We start from the raw sequence: 23,537 nt of genomic DNA, 5'->3' as shown, positions 1-23,537 counted from the left end.
GCGGTCGCCACTCGACGCGTCCGCCCGACACCCCGCGCACGCGGGCATCCCGATCACGTTACCCCGTGCGGCGGGGTCGTTCAGCCCGTGGAACAGGCCCGCCCGCCCTTGCCCGGCCTGCCAGACTCGGCACTCCGGAGCACGTCGCCGACCAGGGAGGAACCCCGTGCCGCTGCCCTCGGAACCGTTGCGGAAGCTGGGATTCCTCACCATCGGGCTGTTCGACCCGGACGATCCGCGGCCCGGCCACGAGTCGACGCTGGAGATCATCGAACTCGGCGAGCGGCTCGGGTTCGACAGCGCCTGGGTCCGGCACCGGCACCTCCAGCACGGGATCTCCTCGCCCGTCGCCGTGCTCGCGGCGGCCTCGCAGCGCACCAGCCGCATCGCCCTCGGCACCGCCGTCATCCCGCTGGGCTGGGAGAACCCGCTGCGCCTCGCCGAGGACCTCGCCACCGTGGACGTCCTGTCCGGCGGCCGCCTGAACCCCGGCGTCAGCGTCGGCCCGCCGATGCACTTCGACCGCGTGAAGGACGCCCTGTACCCGCACACCGCGAACGCCGAGGACTTCGGGCACGACCGCGTGCGGCGGCTGCTGGGCTTCCTGCGCGGCGAACCCGCCACCGACTTCAGCGGCACCGAGGGGATCGAGGTGTTCTCCGACCGCGTCGAGCCGCGGTCGCCCGGCCTGGCCGACCGGCTCTGGTACGGCGGCGGCAGCCTGCGGTCGGCGCGGTGGGCCGGCCGGCACGGGCTGAACCTCCTCACCAGCAACGTGGTGAAGGCCGAGGAGTCGGAGGACTTCGCCGAGGTCCAGCTGTCGCACGTCCGGGCGTTCCGCGCCCACCACCCCGACGGCGAGCGGGCCCGCGTGTCGCAGGGGCTCGTGGTGATCCCCACCGACGGCGCGACCGCCGCGCAGCGCGCGAAGTACGAGGAGTACGTCCGGCGGCGCACCCCGCGCACCACGTCGCCGCACGGGCCGGCGCGCCTGGTGTACGCGCCCGACCTGGTCGGCCCGTCGGCGGAGCTCGCCGAACGGCTCCACGCGCACGCCGCGTTCCGGGAGGTCGACGAGGTGGCGTTCGCGCTGCCGTTCACGTTCGCCCACGACGACTACGTCCAGATCCTCACCGACCTGGCCACCGGCCTCGGCCCGGCGCTCGGCTGGCGACCTGCCGACGACCACCGCGGTGTGACGCCTGCGTAACTGGACGACTACACTCCGCAGCGCCGACGGGCGGGACGCCGGGCGCGGCGAGAGGAGCGGGTCCGTGGACGACGTCGTCCTGCGCACCGCCGACGGCGGACGGGTGGTGGCGGACGTGGTCGGCGTGCTGGACCCGGCGACCTCGGCCCGGATCGCCGACCGCGCGGTCGCGCTGCTCACCGCCGGGGCGCGGGTGCTGGTGCTGGACCTGTCGGGGGTGACGTTCTGCGACTCGTCGGGGTTGGGCGCGATGCTCTCGGTCTGGCGGCGGGCGCGCGCGCTCGGGGCGGGTGTGGCGTTCGCGGCCGTGCCGTCACCGCTGAGCCGCCGGTTCGAGGTCACCGGGCTGGACCGCGTGCTGGGCTCCTACCCGACGGCGGGCGACGCCCTCGCCGCGCAGGGCCCGACGGGCTGACCCACGCCGGACCGGGGACGACGCGCGTGACCGGCCCACCGCCGGCCGTCAGCGGTCGGGTGTCAGCGGTCGGGTGTCAGCGGTCGGACCGGCGCTCGGGCTCGGCGGGCGGCACGAGGTGCTGGAAGGTGTTGGTGCGCCGCATGAGGCGGTCCAGCGCCGGCGGGCGGTTCTCCAAGTGCAGCACGCCGTCCACCGCCCCGACCCGCCGGTGCACCGCGAGCAGCGTGCCCAGCCCGTAGGAGTCGCAGAACGTGACCTCGGAGCAGTCGAGGCGCAGCCGCCGCACCGGGTGGTCGGCGAGCAGTTCGGTGACGACGCGCAGCAGGGCGTCGCTGCTGCCGAAGACGATCTCGCCCGCCACCGCGATGCGGGCGGTGTCGGCGTCGACGATGGCGGTGGTGCAGGTCAGTTGGTGTGGCGAACTCATGCGACGGGTCCAGGCTCGTGCTCGGGGCCCTCGGCCAGGCCGAGGGCGCGGGTCGACTGGTCGTGGGCGCGGCCGAGGATGCGCGTGGCCCGCGGGAAGTCGCGGAGTTCGGCGGCCAGCAGCGTCAGCGCGGGCGGCAGGAAGCGGGGCGGCACCCCGCGGGCGTCGAGGACGGCGGAGGTCCACGCCAGGAAGCCGGTGAACAGGGTGTCGTCGTCGGTGTAGAGCGCGGCGGCGAAGAAGTCGACGATGTGCGCGAGGTCCTCGACGGTGTGCCTGCGCTGCGCCTCGGAGTAGCGGCCCAGCACGGGGAACCGGGCCTCCAGCCCGGCGTACACGGCCTTCACCAGCTGCCCGCTGGTGCGTGACACCAGCGTGTACTCCTGGTCGCCCAGGTGCGGCAGGTCGTCGATCGGCTGGTGGTCGCCGCGCGGGCGGGGCAGCGGGCCCGCGGTCAGCTCGTCGGCGGCCGTGCGCGCGTCGGGCGCCCAGTAGTCCGCGCCGAGCAGCCGCGCGTACCGGCCGTCGGGCCCGAACGCGCCGCCGCCCACGAGCACCGGCACGCCGGCGGCCTGGCAGGCGGTGATCGTGGCGTGCGCGGTCGGCAGCCGGGTCGCGAGGGAGCCGGACAGCGCGACGGCGTCCGGGCCGGTGCCGTGCAGGTGGGTGATCAGGTGCGGGGCGGGCACCTGCGCGCCGAGGTAGTCGACGCGGAACCCGCGCCGCCGCAGCACCTCGGCGAGCAGCCGGGCGGGCAGCGCGTGCCACTCGCCGTCCACGCAGGCGACGGTGATGCGGCCGAGGTGCGGCGCCGGCGCCGGGACCGCGTTCGCGAGCGCCGCGACCACCCGCTCGTTGACGGCGGTCGCCGCGTGCTCCTGCGCCACGGTCAGGCGGTTGGCCGCCCACTCCCCGCCGACCCGGCGCTGCACCGCGCCGATCACGTCCAGCAGCACCGCCTCCGGGTCGAGCCCGTCCGCGCACGCGGCCAGCACGACCTCCGTCGCGACCTGCTCGTCCCCGTCCACCACGGCGTCCCACAGCCGCTGCGCGCGGGCGTGCACGTCGAGGGTTCCGGGGATGGCGGTCATGCGGTGCGGGTGCTCCGGCCGTGGTCGCCGACGGGGGCCTGCCGTCTGCCGCGCGGCGCGGTGATCGCCAGCACCGCGATGTCGTCGTGGCTGCCGCCGCCGATCCACTGGGACGCCACCATGTGGACGTGCTCGGCGACGGCGTCGGCGGGCATCCCCGCACAGGCCGCGAGGACGTCGTGCAACCGGTCCTCGCCGAACATCTCCCCGCCCAGCGGCCCGCCGACGGCCTCGGTGATGCCGTCGGTGTAGAGCAGGCAGGTCTCGCCGGGGCCGAGGACGACCTCGACGGTGGTGGCCTCGATCTCGGGGAGCACGCCGATCAGGGTGCCGTGCGCGGGCACCTCCTCCACCTCGCCGCCCGCGCGCACGACCAGCGGCGGCAGGTGGCCCCCGGTGGTCAGCCGCAGCCGGACCCCGTCGTCGACGCGCGCCACGGACGCCAGGGCGACCGTGACGAACCGGGTGTCGTGGTTGTTGAGCAGCGCGTCGTTGAGCAGGCGGAGCATCCGCGGGTGGTCGGAGGCCAGCGGCAGCAGCGCCTGGAGGGTGGTGCGGACCTTGCCGGTCAGCACCGCCGCCTCCAGCCCCTTGCCGCACACGTCGCCGAGGACGACCAGCGACTCGCCGCCCCCGGTGGCGGGGTGGATGTCGTAGAAGTCGCCGCCGACGCGCTCGGTGTCCAGCGACGGGCGGTACCGGCCGGCGAACTCGACGCCGTCGACCCGGTGCAGCTTGGGCGGCAGCAGCTCGCGCAGCAGGGTGTCGGTGATGGACATCTGCTGGGCGAACAGGCGCGCGGAGGAGATGGCCGCGCCGGCGCGGGCCGCGAACAGCCGGGCGAAGACCTCTTCCTCATCGGTGAACACCCGCTGCTCGGTGCGGCGCAGGAGGATCAGCGCGCCCGCCGGCACGCCGTGGCCGGGCAGCGGCGTCACCACGATCGACCCGACCTCGCCGAACCCCTCGGGCACCAGCCAGGCGGGCGCGGACGACGGTTCGATCCACCGCGCGGGCACCGGCGGGAAGCCCTCCAGCGCCTCGGCGAGGCCGGCGACCTCGTCCGGGTCGATCCGGAGCCGTTCGTGCACCGCCTCGCCGCCGCGCACGCACCGCGTGACCGGGAAGTCGCGTCGACCGCCGGGCGCGACCACCCACGCGGCGTCGGCCAGGTGGCCGGCCGCGAGTTCGGCCGTGACCTGCATGCAGCGCTCGGGGTTCAGCGAGGTCAGCAGCCTCGTCGACACCTCGCCGAGCACGGCGGCGCGCTGCCGCTCGACCCGCAGCGCCTCCCTGGCCAGCCGCAGGTCGGTGTCCTCGACCAGCCACCACGTCACCGCGCCGTCGGCGTGGTCGACCGGGTGGGCCTCGAAGCTGCGGTCGCCGACCCGGCCCGTGACCGGGCCGCGACCGCCGACGGGCGGGCGGTGCGCCCCCGCCAGCCACGCGGCGCACACCTCGGCCGGCGCGCCACCGGCCGCCGCGGCGGGGAACACGCCGCGCGCGGGCTCGTTCAACGCCAGGAGGGTGCCGCCTGCGTCGACCGACACCACGGGGCAGGGCGCGCTCGCCCAGCCGGTGTCCTCCCGGACATCGGCCGGCCGCCGGACCGCACGACTGGTCTCCACCACGTTCACGTGGCCCGTTCGGGCCGCACCCCGTCTCACTGGCTCGGTTGCCGGGCGCGAGCAGGGCGGGACCACGCGGGTCACCCCGCTCGCAGGAACCCCCAGGTTGCCAGACCGGCCGCCGGAGGGCGACCGGGGGACTCCCGAAGCGGCCGGCGGCACCGAGGCAACAAGATCGTCCCCGGCGGCGTCTTGTCCCCGGAGGGCCGTTCCCGCCCTCCGGTCGAGGAAGGACGAACTTGCGAAAAACGCTGATCGGACTGGTCGTCGCGGCACTGGCGCTCGGCGCGACGCCCGCGCACGCCGCCGAGCCCGGTGCACCGGGCCTGGGCGACCCGTACTACCCCCGTGCGGGCAACGCCGGGTATGACGTCCGGCACTACAGCCTGGGTTTGCAGTACGACCCGGCGACGGACGTGCTGACCGGGCGGACCGTCGTCAACGCGGTCACGACGCGGGACGTGTCGTCGGTCAACTTCGACTTCGCGCTGCCGCTGCTGACGGCCCGCGTCAACGGGCGCGACGTCGGGTTCGCCCAGCACGGCACCGAGCTGACCGTGGGCACGGGCGGCGACGTGCCGGCGGGCACCGACCTGTCCTTCGTGTTCACCTACTCGGCGTCGCCGTCGCGTACCCACGCCGAGGTGCCCGTGACGCGCTGGAAGCGCACCCCGGACGGCGCGCTGGCGGTCGCCGCGCCGTCGATGTCGCCCTGGTGGTACCCGGCCAACGACCACCCGAGCGACAAGGCCACCTACGACGTGGTGATCACCGTGCCGGACGGGGTGGAGGCGATCTCCAACGGCGAGCTGGTGGGCACGTTCCCGCTGGGCGACGGGCGCACGAACTGGTCGTGGTTCAGCGGCAAGCCGCAGACCACCTACGCGACGTTCCTGGCGATCGGCCAGTTCGACGTGCGGCGGGGCTACTCCGACACCGGCAAGCAGGTCGTCACGGCGTACTCGGACGCGCTGGGCACGCGCGGCCCGGCGGCCCGCGCCAGCGTGGAGCGGACCCGCGAGGTCGTGCGGTTCCTGGAGGGCAGGTTCGGCTACTACCCGATGGCCGAGCTGGGCGGCGTGGTCAGCCCGTACCTGTCGTCGACGCTGGAGACCCAGACCCGGCCGGCCTACCCGGCGTGGGCGTTCCAGGACGGCCCGAACGACTACGTCGTGGTGCACGAGACGGCGCACCAGTGGTTCGGCAACTCGGTGGCGGTGCGGCAGTGGAAGGACATCTGGCTCAGCGAGGGCTTCGCGACCTACGCGCAGTGGCTGTGGTCGGAGGCCGTCGGCGAGGGCACGGCGCAGGACCTGGCGGACTGGACCTACCGGTACTACCCCGCCGACCACGAGGTCTGGGACGTGGCGGTCGCCGACCCCACCCCGCGCTACCTGTACGGCGCGGCGGTGCACGAGCGGGGCGCCCTGGCGCTGCAGGCGCTGCGGGCGGCGATCGGTGACGCGACGTTCTTCGCGCTGCTGCGGACGTGGGCCTCGACCAAGGAGCACGGCAACGCCGGCACGGCCGAGTTCGTCGCGATGGCCGAGGAGATCACCGGGCGCGACCTGGACGACCTGTTCCGGACGTGGGTGCACTCCCCCGGCAAGCCCGCGCCGGTGGGCGCGCGGTCGCTGACGACGAGCGAGCCGAAGTCGTTCGCGCGCATCCACCGCGACGGACCGGCACGCGGCTGACCGGCACGCGACTGACCGACACGCCACCGGCCGAGAGGCGACTGACCGGCACGCGTCGGCCGGCACGCGACTGACCGGCACGGGGCCCGCTCGCCGCGAGCGGTCGGACGGGCCCCACCCCGGTCGCCCGGTCCCGCGCCCGCCGGAAACCGACCCGGCCCCGCACCCGAGCCGCGCCTTCGGGAACCGGCCGCCCCGCGCCCTCGCCGGAGCGGGCCGGCGCACGGGGCCGGAGCACCGGGTCGGCGCACCGGTCCGCCGGCGATCGTTCCCCCAAGAGGCGTGCCGGACCCGCCGCTACCGCGTCCCCACCCACGCCTCGAACGACGTGGTCCAGTGGTTGACCGGGCTCACGCAGGCCGTGTCGGCCGAGGGCACGCACTCGTTGCCGTTCCACGCGAGGAACGCCATCACCATCGCGCCGACCAGCAGCCAGCGCGGCGCGGCCCGCGCGATGGCGAGCTTCGGCAGGCCGGCCCGGACGAACCCCTCGACGACGTCGAGCACCGCCATCACCGCCGTGCCGTAGGCGTAGACCGGTTCCGGCGGCACGCGGCCGAAGCGCCGCACCGCCCGGCTGATCCCGAGGTCGACCAGCAGCAGCAGCGCCCGCACCGCCGCCGTGACCAGCACGACCGGGCGGACCAGCGCCTCGCCCACCCACGGCAGCACCCTGGTCGCGACCAGGCGCAGCACGGCGAACCCCACCACCGCCACCAGGGCGCACTCGGCGAGCGCACGCAGCCAGAACGGCACGCCGAGGCCGGCCGCGAACTCGTCCAGCACGGCGAGCAGGCCGCCGACCAGCGGCACGTCGGCCACCGGGTTGACCACCTCACCGGTCGTCATCGTCGTCCTCCTCGACCCGGTCCGCGCGCACGGCGTCGGCGGCGACCGCCGGGCGCGGCTCGGCCGCCTTGTCCAGGCCCTTCGGGCCGCCGAGCTGGTCGATCACCATGTTGCTCGCGTTGGCCATGATCGCGGCCACGTCCTTGCGGTTGACCAGGTTCGCCTCCAGCAGGGAGTTGAGCACGGCGCTCGCGCCGTTGAACTCCAACTGCCGCTGCTTCATGATCATCTCGATGACGTCGTTGACGTCCTCGCCGTGCCCGGCCAGGCGCAGGGCGAGGAGGTTGTTGTTGTCGGTCCGCAGGGCGTCCGCGTAGACGGACATCCGCTGCATCTTCAGGTCCATCTCGTGCTTCTCCCGCAGGGCTTCCAGTTCCCGCTGGAACGAGGTGCGCTGGAGCTCCAGCAGGTGCGACTGCTGCTCGGTCTCGCCGGTGATCGCCAGGTCCTCGCGGGTCCAGCGGGCGCGGGTGCGCTTGGCGATGTGCTCGCGCGCCTCGGCGTCCAGGCTCAGCACGACCCGGCAGCCGTCGACCACGACGCCGTTGTGCAGCGGGATCTCCAGGTGCTCGTGGTCGAGGTTGATCCGGCGCTCGGCGGCGGCGCTGCTCTCCAGGTCGAACAGCCGCGACACCTCCCGCAGCCGCACCTCCACCTGCTGCTTGACGGAGTGCTGCGGCGCGCCGAGCCGGGCGCGCACCGCCGCCACCGGGTCCGCCACGTGCCACCTGACCCGCAGGTTCGCCGCGAACGAGAACGCCTCCTCCTGCGAGGGCAGGTCGACCTTGAACACGTCCTCGCGGGCGGAGATGTCGACGACGTACATCTCCCTGGGCGTGGTCAGCCACAGCTCACCCATCGTCAGCCTGCCCTGGACGGTGACGTACTCGCCGCGCCGGGTGACGCACACGACGGCGGAGTGGCCCGACGACGAGGGGTTGGCCTTGCGCAGCGCGGACCGGCTGACCTCGATCTCCCGCACGACGCCCTGGTCGGTCGCACTGCCCATGTCAGTTCGCTCCTTCGTCGAAGTGGTCGAGCACCGCGCGGGCCGCGTCGGCCGGGCCGCCCCGGCCGGCGCCCCAGGTCTCGACGTAGTGGCGGACGCTGTCCAGGTCGTCCATCTCCGTGCCGATGTCGAACAGCAGGCGCGCCACCGGCGCGCGCAGCGTGCGGTCGCGCTGCGCGAGGCGCAGCCAGCGGCGCAGGTGCTCGTAGCCGCGACCGAGGAAGTCGGCGGTCTGGAGCATCCGCGCGAACAGCAGCACCACCCGCGAGCGGGCCGGTTCGCCGTCCTCGGCCAGCCACAGCAGCGCGGGCCACTTCTCGGCGCTCTCGGCGACCGACACGGTCAGGTAGTTGCTCGCGACGAGCACGGCGAGCAGCGCGGTCTCGCGGCGCAGCGGGAACTCGTCGTCGTCGCTCCACGCCACCAGCGCGTCGAGGACCTGCACCGGGTCGTCGACCCGGCACAGCAGGTCGCTGACGCTCTCGCCGATCATGAACGCGGTGGTCCAGTCGACGTGCCGGGCGGTCCGCTTGAGCAGCCTGAGCACCGCCGCCGGGCTCGCGGCGGTGGTGCTGCCCAGCGCCCGCGCGGCGGTCTTGCGGCGCGACCAGTTCTCGCGATCGCGCAGCCACGCGTCGAGCAGCTTGTGGACGACGCGGCCCAGCGCGGGGTGGTCGGAGGGGAACTGGAGCGCCGCCACGGCCGCGTCGCGGGTGTAGGGGTCGTCGGCGTCCGCCCAGGGCTGCACGACCTCGTGGTGGATGCCGAAGAAGTCGTAGGTGCTCAGGAAACCCGCGGCCATGCCGGCGCGGACCCGCACCCGCCCGCCCAGTGCCCCGCCGAGTTCCCGCAGCCACCGCGTGACCACCGTCAGGCCCTGGTCGTACTCGGTGCACAGGTGGGCGAGCACCAGCGCCGGGTAGCGGTCGTCGCGGAACCGCGCCTTGCGCACGGTCACGTTGCCGATGCGGGTCCGCTCGGTGTCCTCCACCACTTCGGCGCGGGCGTCCTCCAGCCGCCTGCTCAGCGGGGTGGCGAACAGGGCGCGCCCGCGGTCCGCCCGCCGGGGCAGCTCGACCTCCTTGACCAGGTCGGCCAGCATGGTCGCGGCGCCGGACACCAGGTGCACGGGCTCGTCGTTGAACACGGCCAGGGCGATCACGAACGCCCGCTGCTCGACGTCGGTCTGCTGGTCGAACCAGGAGACGAAGTTCGCCCGGCTGGTGGCCGAGTACCGCTCACGCACCACCTCGACGTCGATGCGCCCGGTGGCCACGTCCACCAGCAGCGCGCCGAGGTCGGCCAGTTGGCGGCGCGGCACGTCGGGGGTGAGCGCGGTGACGATCTCCCGCACCTCGGGCAGGTCGAGCACGGCCGCGCCCGCCCGCGGCGACTCGACCGCCGACAGGCCCCAGTCGAGGTGCCGCCGGATCAGCGCCGAGGGCTCGACCTCGCCCAGGTCGTCCACCACCAGGTGGCCGATGTCCTCGACCGGCAGCGGCGTCCGGTCGTCGGCGATCACCACGAGCATGCAGCCCTTGTCCTTCATCAGGGCGCACAGCCGTTCGGCGTGGAAGGCGCGCAGCTCGCGGGCCTGCTCGGGGTCCAGGGACTCCAGCAGGTAGCCGCGCAGCCCGCTGAACGCGCTGCCGTCGACGGTCTTGAGGTTCACGTCGGGGTCGAGCTTGAGCACGCCCTCGCGGCACAGGTCGTCCAGCAGGCGCAGCGCGGTGGCCGTGCGGCCGGTGCCGTCGGGCGCCCGGATCACCACCACCTGGTGGGACTCCAGCACCGCGCGGAGGTGGCCGTAGCGCGCGGGTTCCACGTAGGACTCGCGGATGTCGGCGAGCATCGCGGCGGGCACCGGCCCGCTGTTGACCACGACGCCGAAGTGCGCGGAGTGGGCCGAGGCGACGCCCGCCGTCGCGTAGTGGTCGCCCAGCGAGCCGACGCGCGCCTCGCCGAAGAAGACGTTCGTGGTGCCGCCGCCGAGCCACTGCTTGGCCGTGTCGAACTTGGCCCGCAGGTCCTGCCACTCGCCGGCGGAGGACGGGTCGGCCGCCTTCGCCTGCGCCTCGGTGAAGCCCTTGTCGGCGTCGCCCGCCCGGTCCCGGACGTCCGAGCGGCCCGCCGTCCCGGTGTCACGGGTCCCGGTGGCCCCGGTGTCGCGGGTGCCGGTGTCGCGGGTGCCGGCGCGGTCGGTGTCGTCGGCGCGGTCCTCCGGCGGGTCACCGGCCGCCATCGGCGCTCCCGAACCGGTACCCGTCGCCGAGGTTGAAGGTGTCGCCGATGCGGCCCACGTCCACCTTGTCGTGGAAGTAGTACGACTTCGCGCCGCCGTTGCCGCCGCCGCCGTCGCCGCGCGGGTGGTCCGGACCGCCCCGCGCGGGCGGCGGTTTCGGGTAGCCCTGCACGCGCACGTGGTACTCCGCGCCGTCGGGCAGGCGGATCCGCTGGTAGGCCGCCGGATTGCTGCCGCCGCGACCGCGTTCGACCACGCGCTCCCACACCCGCTGCGACACCGCGACGGCGCAGCGCGCCCGGTCCGCGCGGGACAGCACGTCGCCGACGGCGGCCGACGCGGCGGCGTCGACCGCGCCCGCCACGTCCACGCCGTCCAAGCCGATCACCTGTCCGCAGTGGACCGCCACGCGCAGCGGACCGCCGGGCGCGGCCGACCCCCGCTCACGGGCCACCGACTCGACGGCGGGCACCAGCGCGGTGACCACGTCCACGACGGACGCGACCGACTCCGGCACGACCGCCACCACGCGGCGGTCGGTGGAGCGCCGCCGGTCGCGCCGCAGGGTGAGGCGGCAGCGGGCGAGCGCCGTGTCCAGGACCCGGTCCAGCTCCGGGTCGGGCTCGTCGGTCGCGAGGACCAGCACCGACGACGGCACGCCGACCGGCGGCGCGGTCCGCCCGAGCTTCTCCAGCAGCAGCCGGACGAGCCCGGCGGGCGAGGTGGTGCGCGCGTCCACGCACGCGGTGGTGCGGTGCAGGCCGGGTATCGCGGCGTCGTCGAACAGCACCGGCAGCAGGTACGGCCCCGCGGTGTGGATCGCCCGGTCCTGCGCCGCCCGGCGCTCGAACGTGGTCCACACCCGGCGGGCGTAGTCCGCCGAGGCGAACAGCACGCAGAAGCGCGCCCGGTCGCGGTAGACGTCGACCAGGTGCTCGTGGAGGTCGTCACCCCACATGTCGACGGTCTCGTAGGCGTCGTAGAAGACCCGCACGTCGTGGGCGCGCAGCAGTCCCGCGACCTCCTCGACGTAGTCGCGCTCGCTGCCCGCGAACGACAGGCACACGTCGTACGACACCTCTTCGGCCACCCCGCCACCTCCGCGCGCTCCCGGTTGCCCCAGGAGACAGCAAACGCCACGGCCCGGTCGGATGTGACCAATGCCGGGATCTGTCCGCGTTCTGTCCGGAAGGTGACCGCTCGGCGGGGCGCGCCGACCACGCCGCGACCGCGCGCGGTCACGGAACGGGGCCGTCGACGATCAGGTTGTAGCGGTAGGGCAGGTACCTGGTGTCGTTGTCGAAGTACGGGTACGGGATCTCGCGGTGCACGGTCTGCGGCTCGGTCTGCTCGAACGCCCAGTAGCGGGTGCGGGTCTCGTCGGTCCACCGCTCGAAGATCGTGGCGTGGCCGTAGACGCCGCCGGTGTTCGGCCCACCGATCATGAGCACGTCGCCGGCGCGCAGGTCGTCCTTCTCGATCCGGTGGGACACGTCGGGCAGCGTCTCGGTGTTGAGGGAGGAGTCCAGCTTCCACGCCATCGAGACGTAACCGGAGCAGTCGGTGCGCCAGCCGTCCTTGTAGCCCTTCATGTCGTAGGGCACGGGCGGGTTGAGCCACGACCGGGCGCGCTCGACGACCTCGGCCCGCGTGATCGGCTCGGCGGCGGCGACGGTGGCGCGGACCTGCTCGGCGCTCGGCGCGGGCCCCTGGCCGCCGTAGGTCCGCGGTTCGGCGCCCGCCTGGGCCGGCGGTACCGCCGCGATCAGCACGCCGATCGCCGCGAACAGCAGTCTCCTCATGATGGTCTCCCTTCCGGGGTCGTGCGCGAGGGCGGGGTGGCGCGGGCCTCGCGCGTGGGTTCCGCGGCGGGTCGCCGCGCCCGCGTCGGGCATCGGCAGCGCCGAGTCGGAGGTGGCTCGCGGCCTTCCCGCAGGGTGGCGCACCCGGTGGCGGCGCTGCCGGTCGCCCTCCCGACCGCTCGACGGTGCCGGCGGCGCGGCGCGGCGATGCGGCGGCGGTGCGACGGCGACGGCGACGATCGCCGCGGTAGTGGTCCGCGCGCGAGGGGCAGCGCCGGCGGTTCGGGGTGGGGCTCGACATCCTCGTCTCTGAGCACGCTCATGGGTCCTCCGCGAGCATCCACAGCGGACGCTTCTCGCAGGCTAGGTCGGTGCGTGCGGGCACGCGCGGGTCGTTCACTCGTCCGAGTGGATGGGCGGGGTCGTCCTGCGGCGTGCCCGCCGCCACCGGGGCATAGTCCGAACGGGAGGTTCGCGCCGTGGGCACCGCGAGCGAGCCGCCCGCCCCGACCAGGCCACCCGCCGCGACCGAGCCGCCCGCCGCGATCAGGCCACCCGTCCCGATCAGGCCACCCATCGCGGCCCGGCCGCCCGCCACGACCGGGTCACCGGTACCACGCCCGACCCCGCCCCGGCGACCGGCCGGGCCGACGCCGACCCCACCGGAGCCGCAGATGCCTGACCTCGCCGCACGCGGGCTGCGCCGCTTCCGCACCCCGCCGCGCCGGGCGGCGCTGCTGTGCCTCGCCTTCGTGCCCCTGCTGTGCGGCGCGCTCGCGCTGTGGGCGACCTGGGACCCGTACGGCGGCCTGGGCCGGGTGCCGGTGGCCGTGGTGGACGAGGACCGCCCGGTGACCGCGGGCGACCGCACGGTGCACGCCGGCGCGTTGCTCACCGACCAGCTCCGGCACGCGCCGCTGCTGGGCTGGCGGTTCGTCGACCGCGCCGAGGCCGAGCGCGGTCGGCGGGACGGCCGCTACCACCTGGTGATCTCGGTGCCGCCGGACTTCAGCGCCGACCTGGTCGCGAGCGCGGGCGGCACGCCGGAGCGGGCCGCGCTGCGCGTGCAGCTCGACGACGCGAACGGCTACCTGGTCGGCCGGATGGCCGAGGCGGTGCGGGCCGAGCTGGACCGGCAGGTCGACGCCGCCGCGGTCAGCGCGTTCGCGGAGGTGGCCTTCGCCGGGCTGGACAGCATCGAGAACGGCCTGGTGCAGGCGCGGGAGGGCGCGGGACGGCTGGAGACCGGCGCGGAGTCCGCCCACACGGGCGCGGTGTCGCTCGCGGGCGGCGTCGCCGGGCTGCACGACGGGTCCGCCGGACTCGCGCCCGACGCCCGGCGGGTGGCCGACGGGATGCGCCGGATCAACGCCCTGTCCGGCCCGGTGCTGGACGCGATCTCCGCCGGGCTGCCCGGCGTCGTCCGGACGGCGGGCGACATCACCGCGCTGTCCGCCGAGGTCACGGCGAAGACCACCGCGGACGGCGGCACGATCGCGCTGGCCACCGGGACCGTCACCGACGGGCTGGGCGCGCTGGCCGCCAAGTACCCGGAGGTGGCCGCCGACCCGGTGTTCCAGGGCGTGCGGCGCGCGGCGGGCACGGTGTCCGCCGACGCCGCGTCGGTCGCCGACCTGACCGGCCGGATCGCGACCGGCGCGGGCACCATCGCGACCGGCGTCAACCACATCCGGCAGAACGTGCCTGCGGCGCAGCGCACGCTCGGCTCGGCGCGCGACGACCTCGACCGCCTCGACCGCGCCGCCGCCGGGGTCGCCGACGGGCTGGCGGAGCTGGACCGCCGCCTGGCCGACGCGCGGACCGGCGCGGACCGGCTCGCCGCGGACACCGGCCACCTCGCCGACGGCACCCGCCAGGTCGTCGACGGGCTGGCGAACGCGGCGGACCGCGTGCCCTCGCTCGACCCGGCGCAGCGCGCCAGGGCGGCGGGCACCCTGGCCCGACCGGTCGACGTGGAAGTGGAGCACCTGCACCCGGCGGTGGTCCAGGGTCGCGGGCTCGCGCCGCTCGCCTTCGGCCTCGCGCTGTGGGTGTTCGGCATGGTGGCGTCCCTGTTCCCCGGACCGGCGGCGCGGCGACCGCCGGCGGGAGGAGCCGGTCCGACCCGCACCACGGCGTCACACGCCGACCCCGTGCACACCGTGGCAGCACATGCGGACCCGACCCACGCCACGGTCGAACCGGCCGAGCCGGCCCGCGCCACGGCAGGACAAGCCGACCCGGCACGACGGGCCGACCCGAAGCGCACGGCGGGGCGGGCGGACCCGAAGCGCGGCCCAGCAGGACGGGACGGTCCCGCGCCCGCCCCGGTGGCGGCGTGGCCGCCGGTCTACGCGGTGGGGTTGGCGGGCGCGCTGCTGCTGTTCGCGGTGGTCGACGTGGGCCTGGGGCTGCGGCCGGTGTCGGTGGCGGGCACGGTGGGCGTGCTCGCGCTGGCCGTGGCGGCGTTCACGGCGGTCGTGCGCCTGCTGCGGCGCGCGTTCGGCGTGGTCGGCGGTGGGGCGCTCGCGCTGGTCCTGCTGGTGGTCCAAGCCGTGTCGTGCGGCGGCCTCTACCCGCCGGACGCGCTGCCGACGCCGTTCCGGGTGATCGGCCCCGTGCTGCCGATGACCCACGTGGTGGACGCGCTGCGGGTGACCGTCACGGGCGGTGAGACGGACGTGGCTTGGCGGGCCTCGGCGGTGCTCGGCGCGTACCTGGTGGTGGCGGCGGCACTGGCGTGGGCGGCGGCGCGGCGGCCGGCGTGGAGGACCGGCGGGCCGCGGCTCCCCGCGTGAGGCGGGGCACGGCCACCGCGCCGGTGCGACCGGCGTCTCCCCGCATCACGAATCCGGCAGCCCGGATCACAGTTACACTACGGACGTAGACAAACCGCCGGTTGCGAGGAGCACGATGCCCAAGGTCATCGACCACGACGAACGTCGCGAGCACATCATCGACGTGACGTGGGGCCTCATCGTGCGCGGCGGCCTGGAAGCCGCCACGATGCGCGAGATCGCCACCGCCGCGGGCTTCGCCAACGGCGCGCTGAAGCGGTACTTCCCCAGCAAGGACGCCTTGGTGGAGGCCACTTTCGACCGCGCGCTGTCCATGGTGCACGCGCACGTCTCCGGCGCGAGCGCCGACCGCTCCGGCCTGGAGGCGTTGCGCGCCATCTGCTACGGCGCGATGCCGCTGGACGCCAAGCGGGTGACGGCGGCGCGGGTGCTGCTGGTGTTCTGGCAGATGTCGTTGGCCAACAAGCGGCTGCACGACCGGTACCTGGAGCACCTGCGGACCTGGCGCGGCCTGATGCACGAGCACATCCGGCGCGCGCGGGAGGACGGCGAGATCCGCACGTCGACGCCGGACGAGCAGCTCGTGGACGAGATCGTGCTGATGAACGCCGGTGCGAACGTCATGAGCCTGGTGGGCCCGCGCTACTCCACCGGCAAGCTGCGCAAGCAGCACCTGGACACGTTCTTCGAGCGCATCACGCGACCCTGATCCCCCGCGCCGGGTGCGGCGCCGTCCCGGCTCGGGAGGGCGCCGCACCCGGTGTCAGAGGACGGAGCCGAGGAACGCGACGACGTCCGAGTGGGACACCGCCGAGGCCGGCAGGTCCGTGTACCGGCCGTAGAAGCCGTGGATCTGCCCGTCGTACCGCTTGAGCGTCGTCGGCACGCCCGCCTTCGCCAGGCGCTCGGCGTACCGCTCCCCCTCGCTGCGCAGCACGTCGTACTCGGCCGTCAGCACCAGCGCGGGCGGCAGGCCCGTGAGGTCGGGCGCGCGCGAGGGCAGCAGGTACGGGTCGGCCAGGTCGTCCGGCGAGGAAGGGTACTGCCGGAAGAAGAACCGCATCGACTCCGCCGACGTGCCGTACCCCTCGGCGCAGTCCACGTAGGACGCCAGCCCCTCGTCGTCGGGGTGCGCCGTGACCGGGCAGACCAGCACCTGCGCCGACAGCCGGGGCCCGCCCCGGTCCCGGCTGAGCAGCGCGAGCACGGTCGCCAGGTTGCCGCCCGCGCCCTCCCCGCCCACCGCGACGCGCGAGGCGTCGACGCCGTGCCGGGAACCGTTGGCCACCAACCAGGACAGCACCGCGTAGCAGTCGTCCGGCGCGGCCGGGTACGGGTGCTCGGGCGCGAGCCGGTACTCCACCGACGCCACCGCGACACCCGCGTCGCGGCAGACCCGGCGGTTGGCGACCTCGTTCTCCTCGATGTCGCCCAGGGTCCAGCCCCCGCCGTGCATCCAGAGCAGCAGCGGCACCGGCCCGGCCGCCCCCGGCAGGTGGAGCCGGACCCGCAGGTCGCCCGCCGGGCCCGGCACGGCCAGGTCCGTGACGGAGCGCACCTCGGGCAGGTCGTCGGGCACGACGACGCCCGCCGCGAACGCGGCGCGGATCTCGGCGGGCGTCCGGGCGGGCGCGTCAGCGGGCGGCGCGGCGGTCGCCGACAGCAGCGCGGCGACCGCGGGATCGAGCGGCATGGCGCGGGACCTCCTCGTCGTCGCGGGCGGTCACCAGGAGCCGTCGGGGTCGACCGCGCGGTCCGTCCACAGTGGATCGAGTTCCGCGCGCAGCTCCGCGCCGTGCTCCGCGGCCAGCCGCAGCGCGCCGAGGTTGTCCTCCAGCTGGGACAGCCGGCTGACACCGAACAGGACGTTGGCGACGGCGGGGTTGGCCAGGCAGAAGGCGAGGGCGACCTGGGCGGCCGTCGCGTCGTGGCGGGCGGCCACCTCGGCGACCCGGTCCGCGGTCTCCCGGATCGCGTCGCGGATGCCGCCGGGGTCCGCGCCGATCTTGCGCTCCGGGAACTTGCGGCCGGCGAGGATGCCGCCCTCGAACACGTCCGACGCCTGCAACGCCAGCCGACCGGCGGCGAAGTGGCCGCCGTAGTACTCGCCCTCGGCCATGCTGCGGCGCGCGATGCTGTACTTCAGCTGCGCGAAGACCGGCGCCGGCATGCCCTCGCGCTCGGCGAACGCCAACGCCTCCGCGAGGTCGGCGGCGATCCAGTTGTTCACGCCCCACACGTCGAACCGGCCGGCGCGGATCTGCTCGGCGACGTCGGTCACGATCGACGGGATGTCCGGCGGCGACATGTAGTCGCCGACCACCACGCTGTCGGCCTTGTCGACCCCGATGCGGTCCAGCGAGGTCGTGAGCTGCTGCTCGAAACCGGCCGCCGGGTACTCCCAGAGCCACAGCTTCCCGCACAGGTGGTAGTCCTCGCGGGCGATCCCCGCCGCGCGCACCGCCTCGCCGAAGATGATGTCGGTGCGCGCCTGCTCGGCGTGCGGGCCCATGTTGTAGTGCGCGACGTCGAACAGCGTCACCCCGGCGTCGACGGCGCGCCACAGCAGGGTCACGGCGTCGCCGAAGTCCATCCGGTCCCACGTGTTCCACGAGCCGAGCCCGAACACCGGAACCTGCGGGCCGCCTGGCCCGAGCTGCCGGACCGGGACGCGGGGTGCCTCGCCCATGAGCGCTCCTCACTAACCACCGGAAGTTTGGGTTAGTCTACATACATAGACTAAAAACCGGGAGTTCCCCCCTGCGGCGGCGCGCAAGACGGCACCGCTTCATCTACACCTGTTGACGGAGGACAGCGTGACCCCACCCAAGACCGCCGACCTGGTGCTGACCGGCGGCACGGTGCTGACCTTCGACGGCGAGGACCGCGAGGCCACCGCGCTGGCCGTCGCGGACGGCACGGTGGTCGCCGTCGGCGACGTCGACCACGTCACCGGGCCCGACACCCGCGTGGTCGACCTGCGCGGGCGCGCGGTGCTGCCGGGCATCAACGACTCCCACCTGCACGGCGCGTGGCTGGGCGCCATCTGGCCGACCACCATCCTCGGCGGCGGCATGGGCGGCGGCATGGGCGGCGACACCCACGACGGCGGAACCCACGGCGACACCGACGGCCCCGGCGCGCCGCTGCTCGCCGACGCCGAGGCGCGCCGCGCCGCCATCCTCCGCACCGGCCGCATCATCGCCCCGCTCGGCATCACCAGCTACACCGAACCCGGCCTCGGACCCGGCGAGGACGCCGGCCGCACCGGCTGCTTCTCCAGCGCCGTCCTCGACGAGTACGCCGCGCTCGCCGACGAGGGGCTGCTCACCGCGCGCGTCACCGTGCTGCGCCTGTTCGGCGAACTCGACGGACCCAGCACGCTGGCCGACTTCGAACGCGGCCTCGGCGCGCCCCTCCCGAGCACCGACCCGCGCCGGGTCAACGTCACCGGCGTCAAGATCTTCGCCGACGGCATCCCGCCCATGCGCTCCGCCTGGACCCACCGCTGCTACGCCGACGGCACCTCCGGCCACCTGCTCGTCGACGGCGCGCAGGACGCCGAGCGCGAAGCCAACCTCCACCGCATGATCGACCTCGCCCACCGCGCGGGCGCGCAGATCGGCGTGCACGCCACCGGCGACCGCTCCATCGAGGCCGTCGTCACCGCGATGGCCGACGCGATCGCCGCCCACGGCCCGGCGGGCAGGCACTACCTCATCCACGGCGACCTCGTGTCACCCGAGGTGCTGGCCCGGCTGCCCGGACTGGGCATCGGCCTGAACACCCAACCCGGCATCGCCGCCGCCACCGGCCCGTGGCTGGCCGCCGCGCTCGGCGACGAGGCGCTGCGCGACGCGTGGCCGCTGCGGAGGGCGTTCGAGCACGGCGTGCCGGTGTGCCTCAGCTCCGACGCGCCGGTCATCGAACCCGACTGGCGGCGCTGGATCGCCGCCGCCGCCGAGTGGATGGGCGCCGACCCGAGCCCGGCCCTGATGCGCCGGCTGCTGCGCGCCTACACCGTCAACCCGGCCAGGCAGGACGGGGCCGAGGCGTGGAAGGGCTCCATCGAGGTCGGCAAGGTCGCCGACCTGTGCGTCCTGGAGGCCAACCCGCTCGACCTCGCGCCCGCCGACCTGCCGCACGTGGCCGTCTCGATGACCGTCCTGGACGGCCGGACCGTGTTCGAGGCATGACCGCTCGCGGGCGTCGTCGGCCCACCCCCCGACGACGCCCGCGAGCGGCTACGCGCCCACCGGCTCCCGGCGCAGCGCCACCACCGCGCACCCGGTGCCCAACAACCAGACCACCGGCCCCGACGCCCCGCCGATCGGGTCGACGTGGCCGGGCAGCACCAGCACGACCAGGAACGCCACGTCGACCACGCCCAGCACGACGCCGTTGAGCCAGAACCCGACCCGGCTGTTGACCCGGTTCAGCGCCAGCGCGACGAAGACCGCCTGGGCGCCGAACACGGCCGCGCAGACGAAGAACATGAGGCTCTCCGCCGCCAACTCCCCCTCGGGGAAGCCACCCGCGAGGTCGCCGACCACCGTCGACAACCCCAGCCCCAGGTGCAGCAGGCCCCACACCACGTAGCAGGCGGCAGCGGCCACCGCCCACCGACGCACACCCGTCATCTCTACCCCCCGGTGAGAACCGGTCGGACCCCTTCCGACCGGGCGACTCGGAACCTACGACCCGAGGCGTCCGGCGGGCATCAGGGCGATCACCGATGCCGGTCCGGGATCCACCCGGTATTCCCCCGATGAGCACCTTTGATTAGTCAGCACTGAAGTAATAGAGAGAATAAAAGATCAAGCGCCACCGCTACCCCGGAAACGACGGCTGCCCGCCGCACGAGGTGCGACGGGCAGCCGGATCACCGCTCCAGCGGTGCAGTCACAAGCCCCGCTGGAGGTGGTCGGACAGCACGCGCACGAACCGCGAGGCGTCCGGCAGGTCGCCGCCCTCGGCCAACAGCGCCATGCCGTGCACCAGCTCGGCGGTCTCCGCCAGGGCGGTGCGGTCCTCCCGCTCGTCGAACGCCGCGCGCAGCCCCGCCACCAGCGGGTGGTTCGGGTTCAGCTCCAGGATGCGCTTGACCGGCGGCAGTTCCTGGCCCATCGCCCGGTACATCTTCTCCAGCGTCGGGGTCAGGTCGTGCGCGTCGCCGACCACGCACGCGGGCGAGGTCGTCAGGCGCGTCGACAGGCGGACCTCCTTGACCCGCTCGGCGAGCGTCGTGGTCATCCAGGCCAGGAAGTCGGCGAAGTCCTTCCGGCGGTCCTCCGCCTCGGCCTTCTCCTCCTCGCTCTCCAGGTCGACCTGGCCCTTGGCGACCGACCGGAACTGCTTGCCCTCGAAGCCGGACACCGCGTCGACCCACATCTCGTCGATCGGGTCGGTGAGGATCAGCACCTCGAAGCCCTTGGCGCGCAGCGCCTCCAGGTGCGGCGAGTGCTCCACCTTGGCCCGCGAGTCGCCGGTCATGTAGTAGATGTCCTGCTGGTCCTCCTTCATCCGCTCGACGTACTGCGCGAGCGTGGTCTGGCGCTCGGCGTCGTCGGTCGAGTCGAAGGAGGCGATGGCGAGGATGGCGTCGCGGTTCTCCGGGTCGCTGAGCAGGCCCTCCTTCACCGCGGCGCCGAACTCGCGCCAGAAGGTGGCGTAGGACTCGGGCTTGTCGGTCATCAGGGACTTGACCGTCGACAGCACCTTCTTCACCAGCCGCTTGCGCATGAGCTGGATCTGGCGGTCCTGCTGGAGGATCTCGCGCGACACGTTCAGCGACAGGTCCTGGGCGTCGACCACGCCCTTGACGAACCGCAGGTACTCCGGCATCAGCTCTTCGCAGTCGTCCATGATGAAGACGCGCTTGACGTAGAGCTGCACGCCGCGCTTGCGCTCGCGCATGAACAGGTCGAGCGGCGCCTGCGCCGGGATGAACAGCAGCGCCTGGTACTCGAACGTGCCCTCCGCCTGCATGCGGATGGTTTCCAGCGGCTTGTTCCAGTCGTGGCTGACGTGCCGGTAGAACTCGGCGTACTCGTCCTCCGTGACCTCGCTCGACGGCCGGGCCCACAGCGCCTTGCGCGAGTTGATCACGGTGGGCTCGGCGCCGTCCTCGGTCGCCATCCGGATCGGCCAGGTGATGAAGTCGGCGTACCGCTTCACGATCTCGGTGATCTTCGCGGTCGACGTGTAGTCGGCGAGGCGGTCCTCCTCGTCGGCCGGCTTCAGGTGCAGGGTGACGGCGGTGCCCTGCGGCGCGTCGGGGACGTCCTCGATGGTGTAGGTGCCCTCGCCGGTGGACTCCCAGCGGACGCCCTCGGCCCGCGGGTGGCGCGTCACGAGCGTGACCTTGTCCGCGACCATGAACGTGGAGTAGAAGCCGATGCCGAACTGGCCGATGAGGTCCTGCGACGCGGCGGCGTCCTTGGTCTCCGCCAACTTCTGGAGGAACTCGGCCGTGCCGGACTTCGCGATCGTGCCGATCAGGCTGACGACGTCGTCGCGCGTCATGCCGATGCCGTTGTCCCGGACGGTCAGCGTGCGGCGGTCGCGGTCGACCTCGATGGCGATGTGCAGGTCCGAGGTGTCCGCCACCAGGTCCTTGTCGCGGAACGTCTCCAGCCTCAGCTTGTCCAGCGCGTCCGAGGCGTTGGAAACCAGTTCGCGCAGGAACGTGTCCTTGTTCGAGTAGATCGAGTGGATCATCAGCTGTAGCAGCTGACGCGCCTCGGACTGGAACTCGAGCGTCTCCACCTTCATCCTCTCTGTGTTGGATTGCCGCTGCTCCGCAGACGGCGGGCGAGGCCGCCTGGGAGTCAGCCCATCGCGCCTGATTTCCCGCCGATCGTAAAGCATGATCGGCGGGAAATGAGGCGCGACAGGCTGACGCGGCCTCGCGCTGGGGGCTCGGCGACCACGGGCCGAGCAGCGACCAGGTCAAGGATAGCGACCGGGTCGAGCGGTGTAGGCGACACGCGCCGCTCGGCCGCGTCGGGAGTTCGTGCCTCATTTTCCCGCGATCACGCTTTTCGATCGCGGGAAAATCAGGCACGAGCTGCCGACTACCAGGCGGCCGAGCCCGCCTCGGCGGAGCCGAGGCAATCAAATACAGCCCAACCAATACTCTGCCCGCATGGGCAGGGGACGGGTCACTCGTGAGGACTGGATCATGGCGGCGCTGCGGGCGTTGGCTCGTGGAGGGGTGGCGGCCGTCGCCGTCGACGTGCTCGCCGGCGAGCTGGGCATCACCCGCGGCAGCTTCTACTGGCACTTCAAGGACCGGGAGGCGTTGCTGGTGGCCGCCGTGGAGTTGTGGGAGCAGCGGACCACGGACGACCTCATCGCCCGGCTGGCGACCGTCGACGACCCGCGCGACAAGTTGCGCGAGGGGTTCCGGTCGGCGCTCGGCGCGGAGGCCGTGGCCGGTCTGGAGCCCTCACTCCTGGCCCACGTCGACCACCCCGTGATCACCCCCGTGGTCGAGCGCGTGATCGAGCGGCGCATCGCGTTCCTCGCCGAGGTCTACGCCGAACTGGGCCTGACGCCCGCGGTGGCGCGCCGGCAGGCCGTCGTCGCCTACGCCGCCTACCTCGGGTGGGCCGACCTCCGCCGCTCCGCCTCGGCGGTGGTGCCCGAGGTCGCGCCGGACGGCCCACGCGGCCAGGCGGCCATGAAGCACCTGGTCGAGCAGCTGATCCCCCTCCCCTAGCCGGCCCCGGACGGGGTCTGCCATGCACAACTGTATGGTTCGAACATACAGTTGTGCATGGCAGACGAGAGGGGGCCCGCCATGCAGCGGCGGGTGTTGACGACGTTCCGGATCGGGGCTTGGTCGTGGGTGGTCACCGGCGTGGGCCACCTGGCGCTCACGGCCGTGGCGGCACTGGGGCCCGGGGACCCCGGTGAGGCCGGCGCCGTCGCCGCGATGCGGGGCTACCGCCCGGAGATCCCCGGGGTGCGGCGCAGCCTGTACGACCTCGACCAGGGCATGTCGCTGGTCATGGCCGTGGCGCTGATCTTCGGCGGCCTGGTGTGCGCGCACGTGGCCCGCTCCGCGCCGGACCTGGTCACGCGATCACGCCGGCTGCGCACCCTCGCCCTGCTCGCCTCGCTGGCGGCACTGGGCGTGTCCCTGTGGCTGCTACCCGCGCCACCCATCGCCCTGTTCACCATCGCCACCGTCACCTTCGCCTGGTCATCAGCCACCACCACTCCCCCGAGCCCAGCCACCACCACTCCCCCGAGCCCAGCCACCACCAACCACCCAAGCCCAGCCACCAGTTAGGCCCACCCCCTCCCCTTCGCCCACCCCTTCCCCCGCACCCCCCGCGAGGCCGCGTCGGCTTGTCGCG

Annotated in this window: 20 protein-coding genes; 8 read left to right on the top strand and 12 right to left on the bottom strand. The window is 74.1% G+C overall.

Annotated features, from left to right (window positions below; translation table 11 throughout):
- The first annotated feature begins 166 nt into the window (after positions 1-166).
- Together C8E97_RS17125 and C8E97_RS17120 are read left to right on the top strand one after the other, a co-directional pair.
- Positions 167-1,210, top strand: a complete 1,044-nt coding sequence (locus C8E97_RS17125; protein ID WP_121006634.1) for an LLM class flavin-dependent oxidoreductase — start codon at positions 167-169, stop codon at positions 1,208-1,210.
- Between the two features lie 64 nt (positions 1,211-1,274).
- Positions 1,275-1,625, top strand: a complete 351-nt coding sequence (locus C8E97_RS17120) for an STAS domain-containing protein (protein ID WP_121006633.1) — start codon at positions 1,275-1,277, stop codon at positions 1,623-1,625.
- Between the two features lie 76 nt (positions 1,626-1,701).
- Here C8E97_RS17120 and C8E97_RS17115 read toward each other — a convergent pair whose 3' ends face one another.
- From C8E97_RS17115 to C8E97_RS17105, 3 genes are read right to left on the bottom strand one after another with little or no spacing between them, the layout of a single operon-like run.
- Positions 1,702-2,055, bottom strand: coding sequence for an STAS domain-containing protein (locus tag C8E97_RS17115; RefSeq protein WP_121006632.1), 354 nt, complete (start codon positions 2,053-2,055; stop codon positions 1,702-1,704).
- Complete coding sequence (locus C8E97_RS17110; protein WP_121006631.1) at positions 2,052-3,146, bottom strand: cobalamin B12-binding domain-containing protein; 1,095 nt, start codon at positions 3,144-3,146, stop codon at positions 2,052-2,054. The genes C8E97_RS17115 and C8E97_RS17110 overlap by 4 nt, the downstream gene beginning before the upstream one ends.
- Complete coding sequence (locus tag C8E97_RS17105; RefSeq protein WP_342776226.1) at positions 3,143-4,774, bottom strand: PP2C family protein-serine/threonine phosphatase; 1,632 nt, start codon at positions 4,772-4,774, stop codon at positions 3,143-3,145. The genes C8E97_RS17110 and C8E97_RS17105 overlap by 4 nt, the downstream gene beginning before the upstream one ends.
- A gap of 239 nt (positions 4,775-5,013) precedes the next feature.
- Between C8E97_RS17105 and C8E97_RS17100 the strand changes: the two genes are divergently transcribed.
- The gene (locus C8E97_RS17100; RefSeq protein WP_121006630.1) at positions 5,014-6,471 is read left to right on the top strand and encodes a M1 family metallopeptidase; all 1,458 of its coding nucleotides are present in this window, start codon (positions 5,014-5,016) and stop codon (positions 6,469-6,471) included.
- Between the two features lie 297 nt (positions 6,472-6,768).
- Here the strand turns inward: C8E97_RS17100 and C8E97_RS17095 are convergent, their stop codons facing one another.
- The 5 genes from C8E97_RS17095 to C8E97_RS17075 all read right to left on the bottom strand — a co-directional run bounded on the left by C8E97_RS17095 (position 6,769) and on the right by C8E97_RS17075 (position 12,373).
- A complete protein-coding gene (locus C8E97_RS17095) occupies positions 6,769-7,320 on the bottom strand; it encodes a hypothetical protein (RefSeq protein ID WP_121006629.1) in 552 nt (183 codons plus the stop codon).
- Positions 7,307-8,329, bottom strand: coding sequence for a hypothetical protein (locus C8E97_RS17090; protein WP_121006628.1), 1,023 nt, complete (start codon positions 8,327-8,329; stop codon positions 7,307-7,309). The genes C8E97_RS17095 and C8E97_RS17090 overlap by 14 nt, the downstream gene beginning before the upstream one ends.
- A 1-nt stretch (position 8,330) precedes the next feature.
- Complete coding sequence (locus tag C8E97_RS17085; RefSeq protein WP_121006627.1) at positions 8,331-10,571, bottom strand: hypothetical protein; 2,241 nt, start codon at positions 10,569-10,571, stop codon at positions 8,331-8,333.
- Positions 10,558-11,661, bottom strand: a complete 1,104-nt coding sequence (locus tag C8E97_RS17080; RefSeq protein WP_121006626.1) for a TIR domain-containing protein — start codon at positions 11,659-11,661, stop codon at positions 10,558-10,560. The genes C8E97_RS17085 and C8E97_RS17080 overlap by 14 nt, the downstream gene beginning before the upstream one ends.
- A 148-nt stretch (positions 11,662-11,809) precedes the next feature.
- On the bottom strand, positions 11,810-12,373 hold the full coding sequence (locus tag C8E97_RS17075) for an NlpC/P60 family protein (RefSeq protein WP_121006625.1): 564 nt from the start codon (positions 12,371-12,373) through the stop codon (positions 11,810-11,812).
- Positions 12,374-13,047: 674 nt separating this feature from the next.
- Here C8E97_RS17075 and C8E97_RS17065 point away from each other — a divergent pair.
- Positions 13,048-15,171: a YhgE/Pip domain-containing protein gene (locus C8E97_RS17065; protein ID WP_121006623.1), complete on the top strand. Its 2,124-nt coding sequence runs from the start codon at positions 13,048-13,050 to the stop codon at positions 15,169-15,171.
- Positions 15,172-15,286: 115 nt separating this feature from the next.
- Positions 15,287-15,880 carry a TetR/AcrR family transcriptional regulator gene (locus tag C8E97_RS17060; protein WP_121006622.1) on the top strand — a complete coding sequence of 198 codons (594 nt, stop codon included), beginning with the start codon at positions 15,287-15,289 and terminating at the stop codon, positions 15,878-15,880.
- A 54-nt stretch (positions 15,881-15,934) separates the two neighbouring features.
- On the opposite strand, the gene C8E97_RS17055 is transcribed toward C8E97_RS17060, so the two are convergent.
- On the bottom strand, positions 15,935-16,864 hold the full coding sequence (locus tag C8E97_RS17055; RefSeq protein WP_121006621.1) for an alpha/beta hydrolase: 930 nt from the start codon (positions 16,862-16,864) through the stop codon (positions 15,935-15,937).
- A gap of 30 nt (positions 16,865-16,894) precedes the next feature.
- Positions 16,895-17,860, bottom strand: coding sequence for an aldo/keto reductase (locus tag C8E97_RS17050; protein WP_121006620.1), 966 nt, complete (start codon positions 17,858-17,860; stop codon positions 16,895-16,897).
- 127 nt (positions 17,861-17,987) lie between these two features.
- On the opposite strand from C8E97_RS17050, the gene C8E97_RS17045 reads away from it, so the two are divergent.
- Positions 17,988-19,367, top strand: coding sequence for an amidohydrolase (locus C8E97_RS17045; RefSeq protein WP_211347047.1), 1,380 nt, complete (start codon positions 17,988-17,990; stop codon positions 19,365-19,367).
- 48 nt (positions 19,368-19,415) lie between these two features.
- On the opposite strand, the gene C8E97_RS17040 is transcribed toward C8E97_RS17045, so the two are convergent.
- Positions 19,416-19,811 carry a hypothetical protein gene (locus tag C8E97_RS17040; protein ID WP_211347046.1) on the bottom strand — a complete coding sequence of 132 codons (396 nt, stop codon included), beginning with the start codon at positions 19,809-19,811 and terminating at the stop codon, positions 19,416-19,418.
- A gap of 262 nt (positions 19,812-20,073) precedes the next feature.
- Positions 20,074-21,945 (bottom strand): molecular chaperone HtpG, encoded by a 1,872-nt coding sequence (htpG, locus tag C8E97_RS17035; RefSeq protein WP_121006619.1) that lies wholly within the window; start codon positions 21,943-21,945, stop codon positions 20,074-20,076.
- A gap of 373 nt (positions 21,946-22,318) precedes the next feature.
- On the opposite strand from htpG, the gene C8E97_RS17030 reads away from it, so the two are divergent.
- Positions 22,319-22,894 carry a TetR/AcrR family transcriptional regulator gene (locus C8E97_RS17030; protein ID WP_121006618.1) on the top strand — a complete coding sequence of 192 codons (576 nt, stop codon included), beginning with the start codon at positions 22,319-22,321 and terminating at the stop codon, positions 22,892-22,894.
- 57 nt (positions 22,895-22,951) lie between these two features.
- Positions 22,952-23,470 (top strand): LIC_13387 family protein, encoded by a 519-nt coding sequence (locus C8E97_RS17025; RefSeq protein WP_147455150.1) that lies wholly within the window; start codon positions 22,952-22,954, stop codon positions 23,468-23,470.
- Positions 23,471-23,537 lie beyond the last annotated feature (67 nt).

Origin of the sequence: Saccharothrix australiensis (genome assembly GCF_003634935.1) — a bacterium.
Taxonomy (GTDB): domain Bacteria; phylum Actinomycetota; class Actinomycetes; order Mycobacteriales; family Pseudonocardiaceae; genus Actinosynnema; species Actinosynnema australiense.
Note: the sequence above shows the minus strand (reverse complement) of the source record. Positions and strands in the feature narration are given on the sequence as shown.

Coding starts and splice junctions, on each gene's coding strand:
- C8E97_RS17085 (WP_121006627.1), bottom strand. CDS start 10,571: ATGGCGGCCGGTGACCCGCCGGAGGACCGCGCCGACGACACCGACCGC.
- C8E97_RS17025 (WP_147455150.1), top strand. CDS start 22,952: ATGGCAGACGAGAGGGGGCCCGCCATGCAGCGGCGGGTGTTGACGACG.
- C8E97_RS17040 (WP_211347046.1), bottom strand. CDS start 19,811: ATGACGGGTGTGCGTCGGTGGGCGGTGGCCGCTGCCGCCTGCTACGTG.
- C8E97_RS17065 (WP_121006623.1), top strand. CDS start 13,048: ATGCCTGACCTCGCCGCACGCGGGCTGCGCCGCTTCCGCACCCCGCCG.
- C8E97_RS17090 (WP_121006628.1), bottom strand. CDS start 8,329: ATGGGCAGTGCGACCGACCAGGGCGTCGTGCGGGAGATCGAGGTCAGC.
- C8E97_RS17110 (WP_121006631.1), bottom strand. CDS start 3,146: ATGACCGCCATCCCCGGAACCCTCGACGTGCACGCCCGCGCGCAGCGG.
- C8E97_RS17115 (WP_121006632.1), bottom strand. CDS start 2,055: ATGAGTTCGCCACACCAACTGACCTGCACCACCGCCATCGTCGACGCC.
- htpG (WP_121006619.1), bottom strand. CDS start 21,945: ATGAAGGTGGAGACGCTCGAGTTCCAGTCCGAGGCGCGTCAGCTGCTA.
- C8E97_RS17030 (WP_121006618.1), top strand. CDS start 22,319: ATGGGCAGGGGACGGGTCACTCGTGAGGACTGGATCATGGCGGCGCTG.
- C8E97_RS17050 (WP_121006620.1), bottom strand. CDS start 17,860: ATGGGCGAGGCACCCCGCGTCCCGGTCCGGCAGCTCGGGCCAGGCGGC.
- C8E97_RS17060 (WP_121006622.1), top strand. CDS start 15,287: ATGCCCAAGGTCATCGACCACGACGAACGTCGCGAGCACATCATCGAC.
- C8E97_RS17055 (WP_121006621.1), bottom strand. CDS start 16,864: ATGCCGCTCGATCCCGCGGTCGCCGCGCTGCTGTCGGCGACCGCCGCG.
- C8E97_RS17075 (WP_121006625.1), bottom strand. CDS start 12,373: ATGAGGAGACTGCTGTTCGCGGCGATCGGCGTGCTGATCGCGGCGGTA.
- C8E97_RS17095 (WP_121006629.1), bottom strand. CDS start 7,320: ATGACGACCGGTGAGGTGGTCAACCCGGTGGCCGACGTGCCGCTGGTC.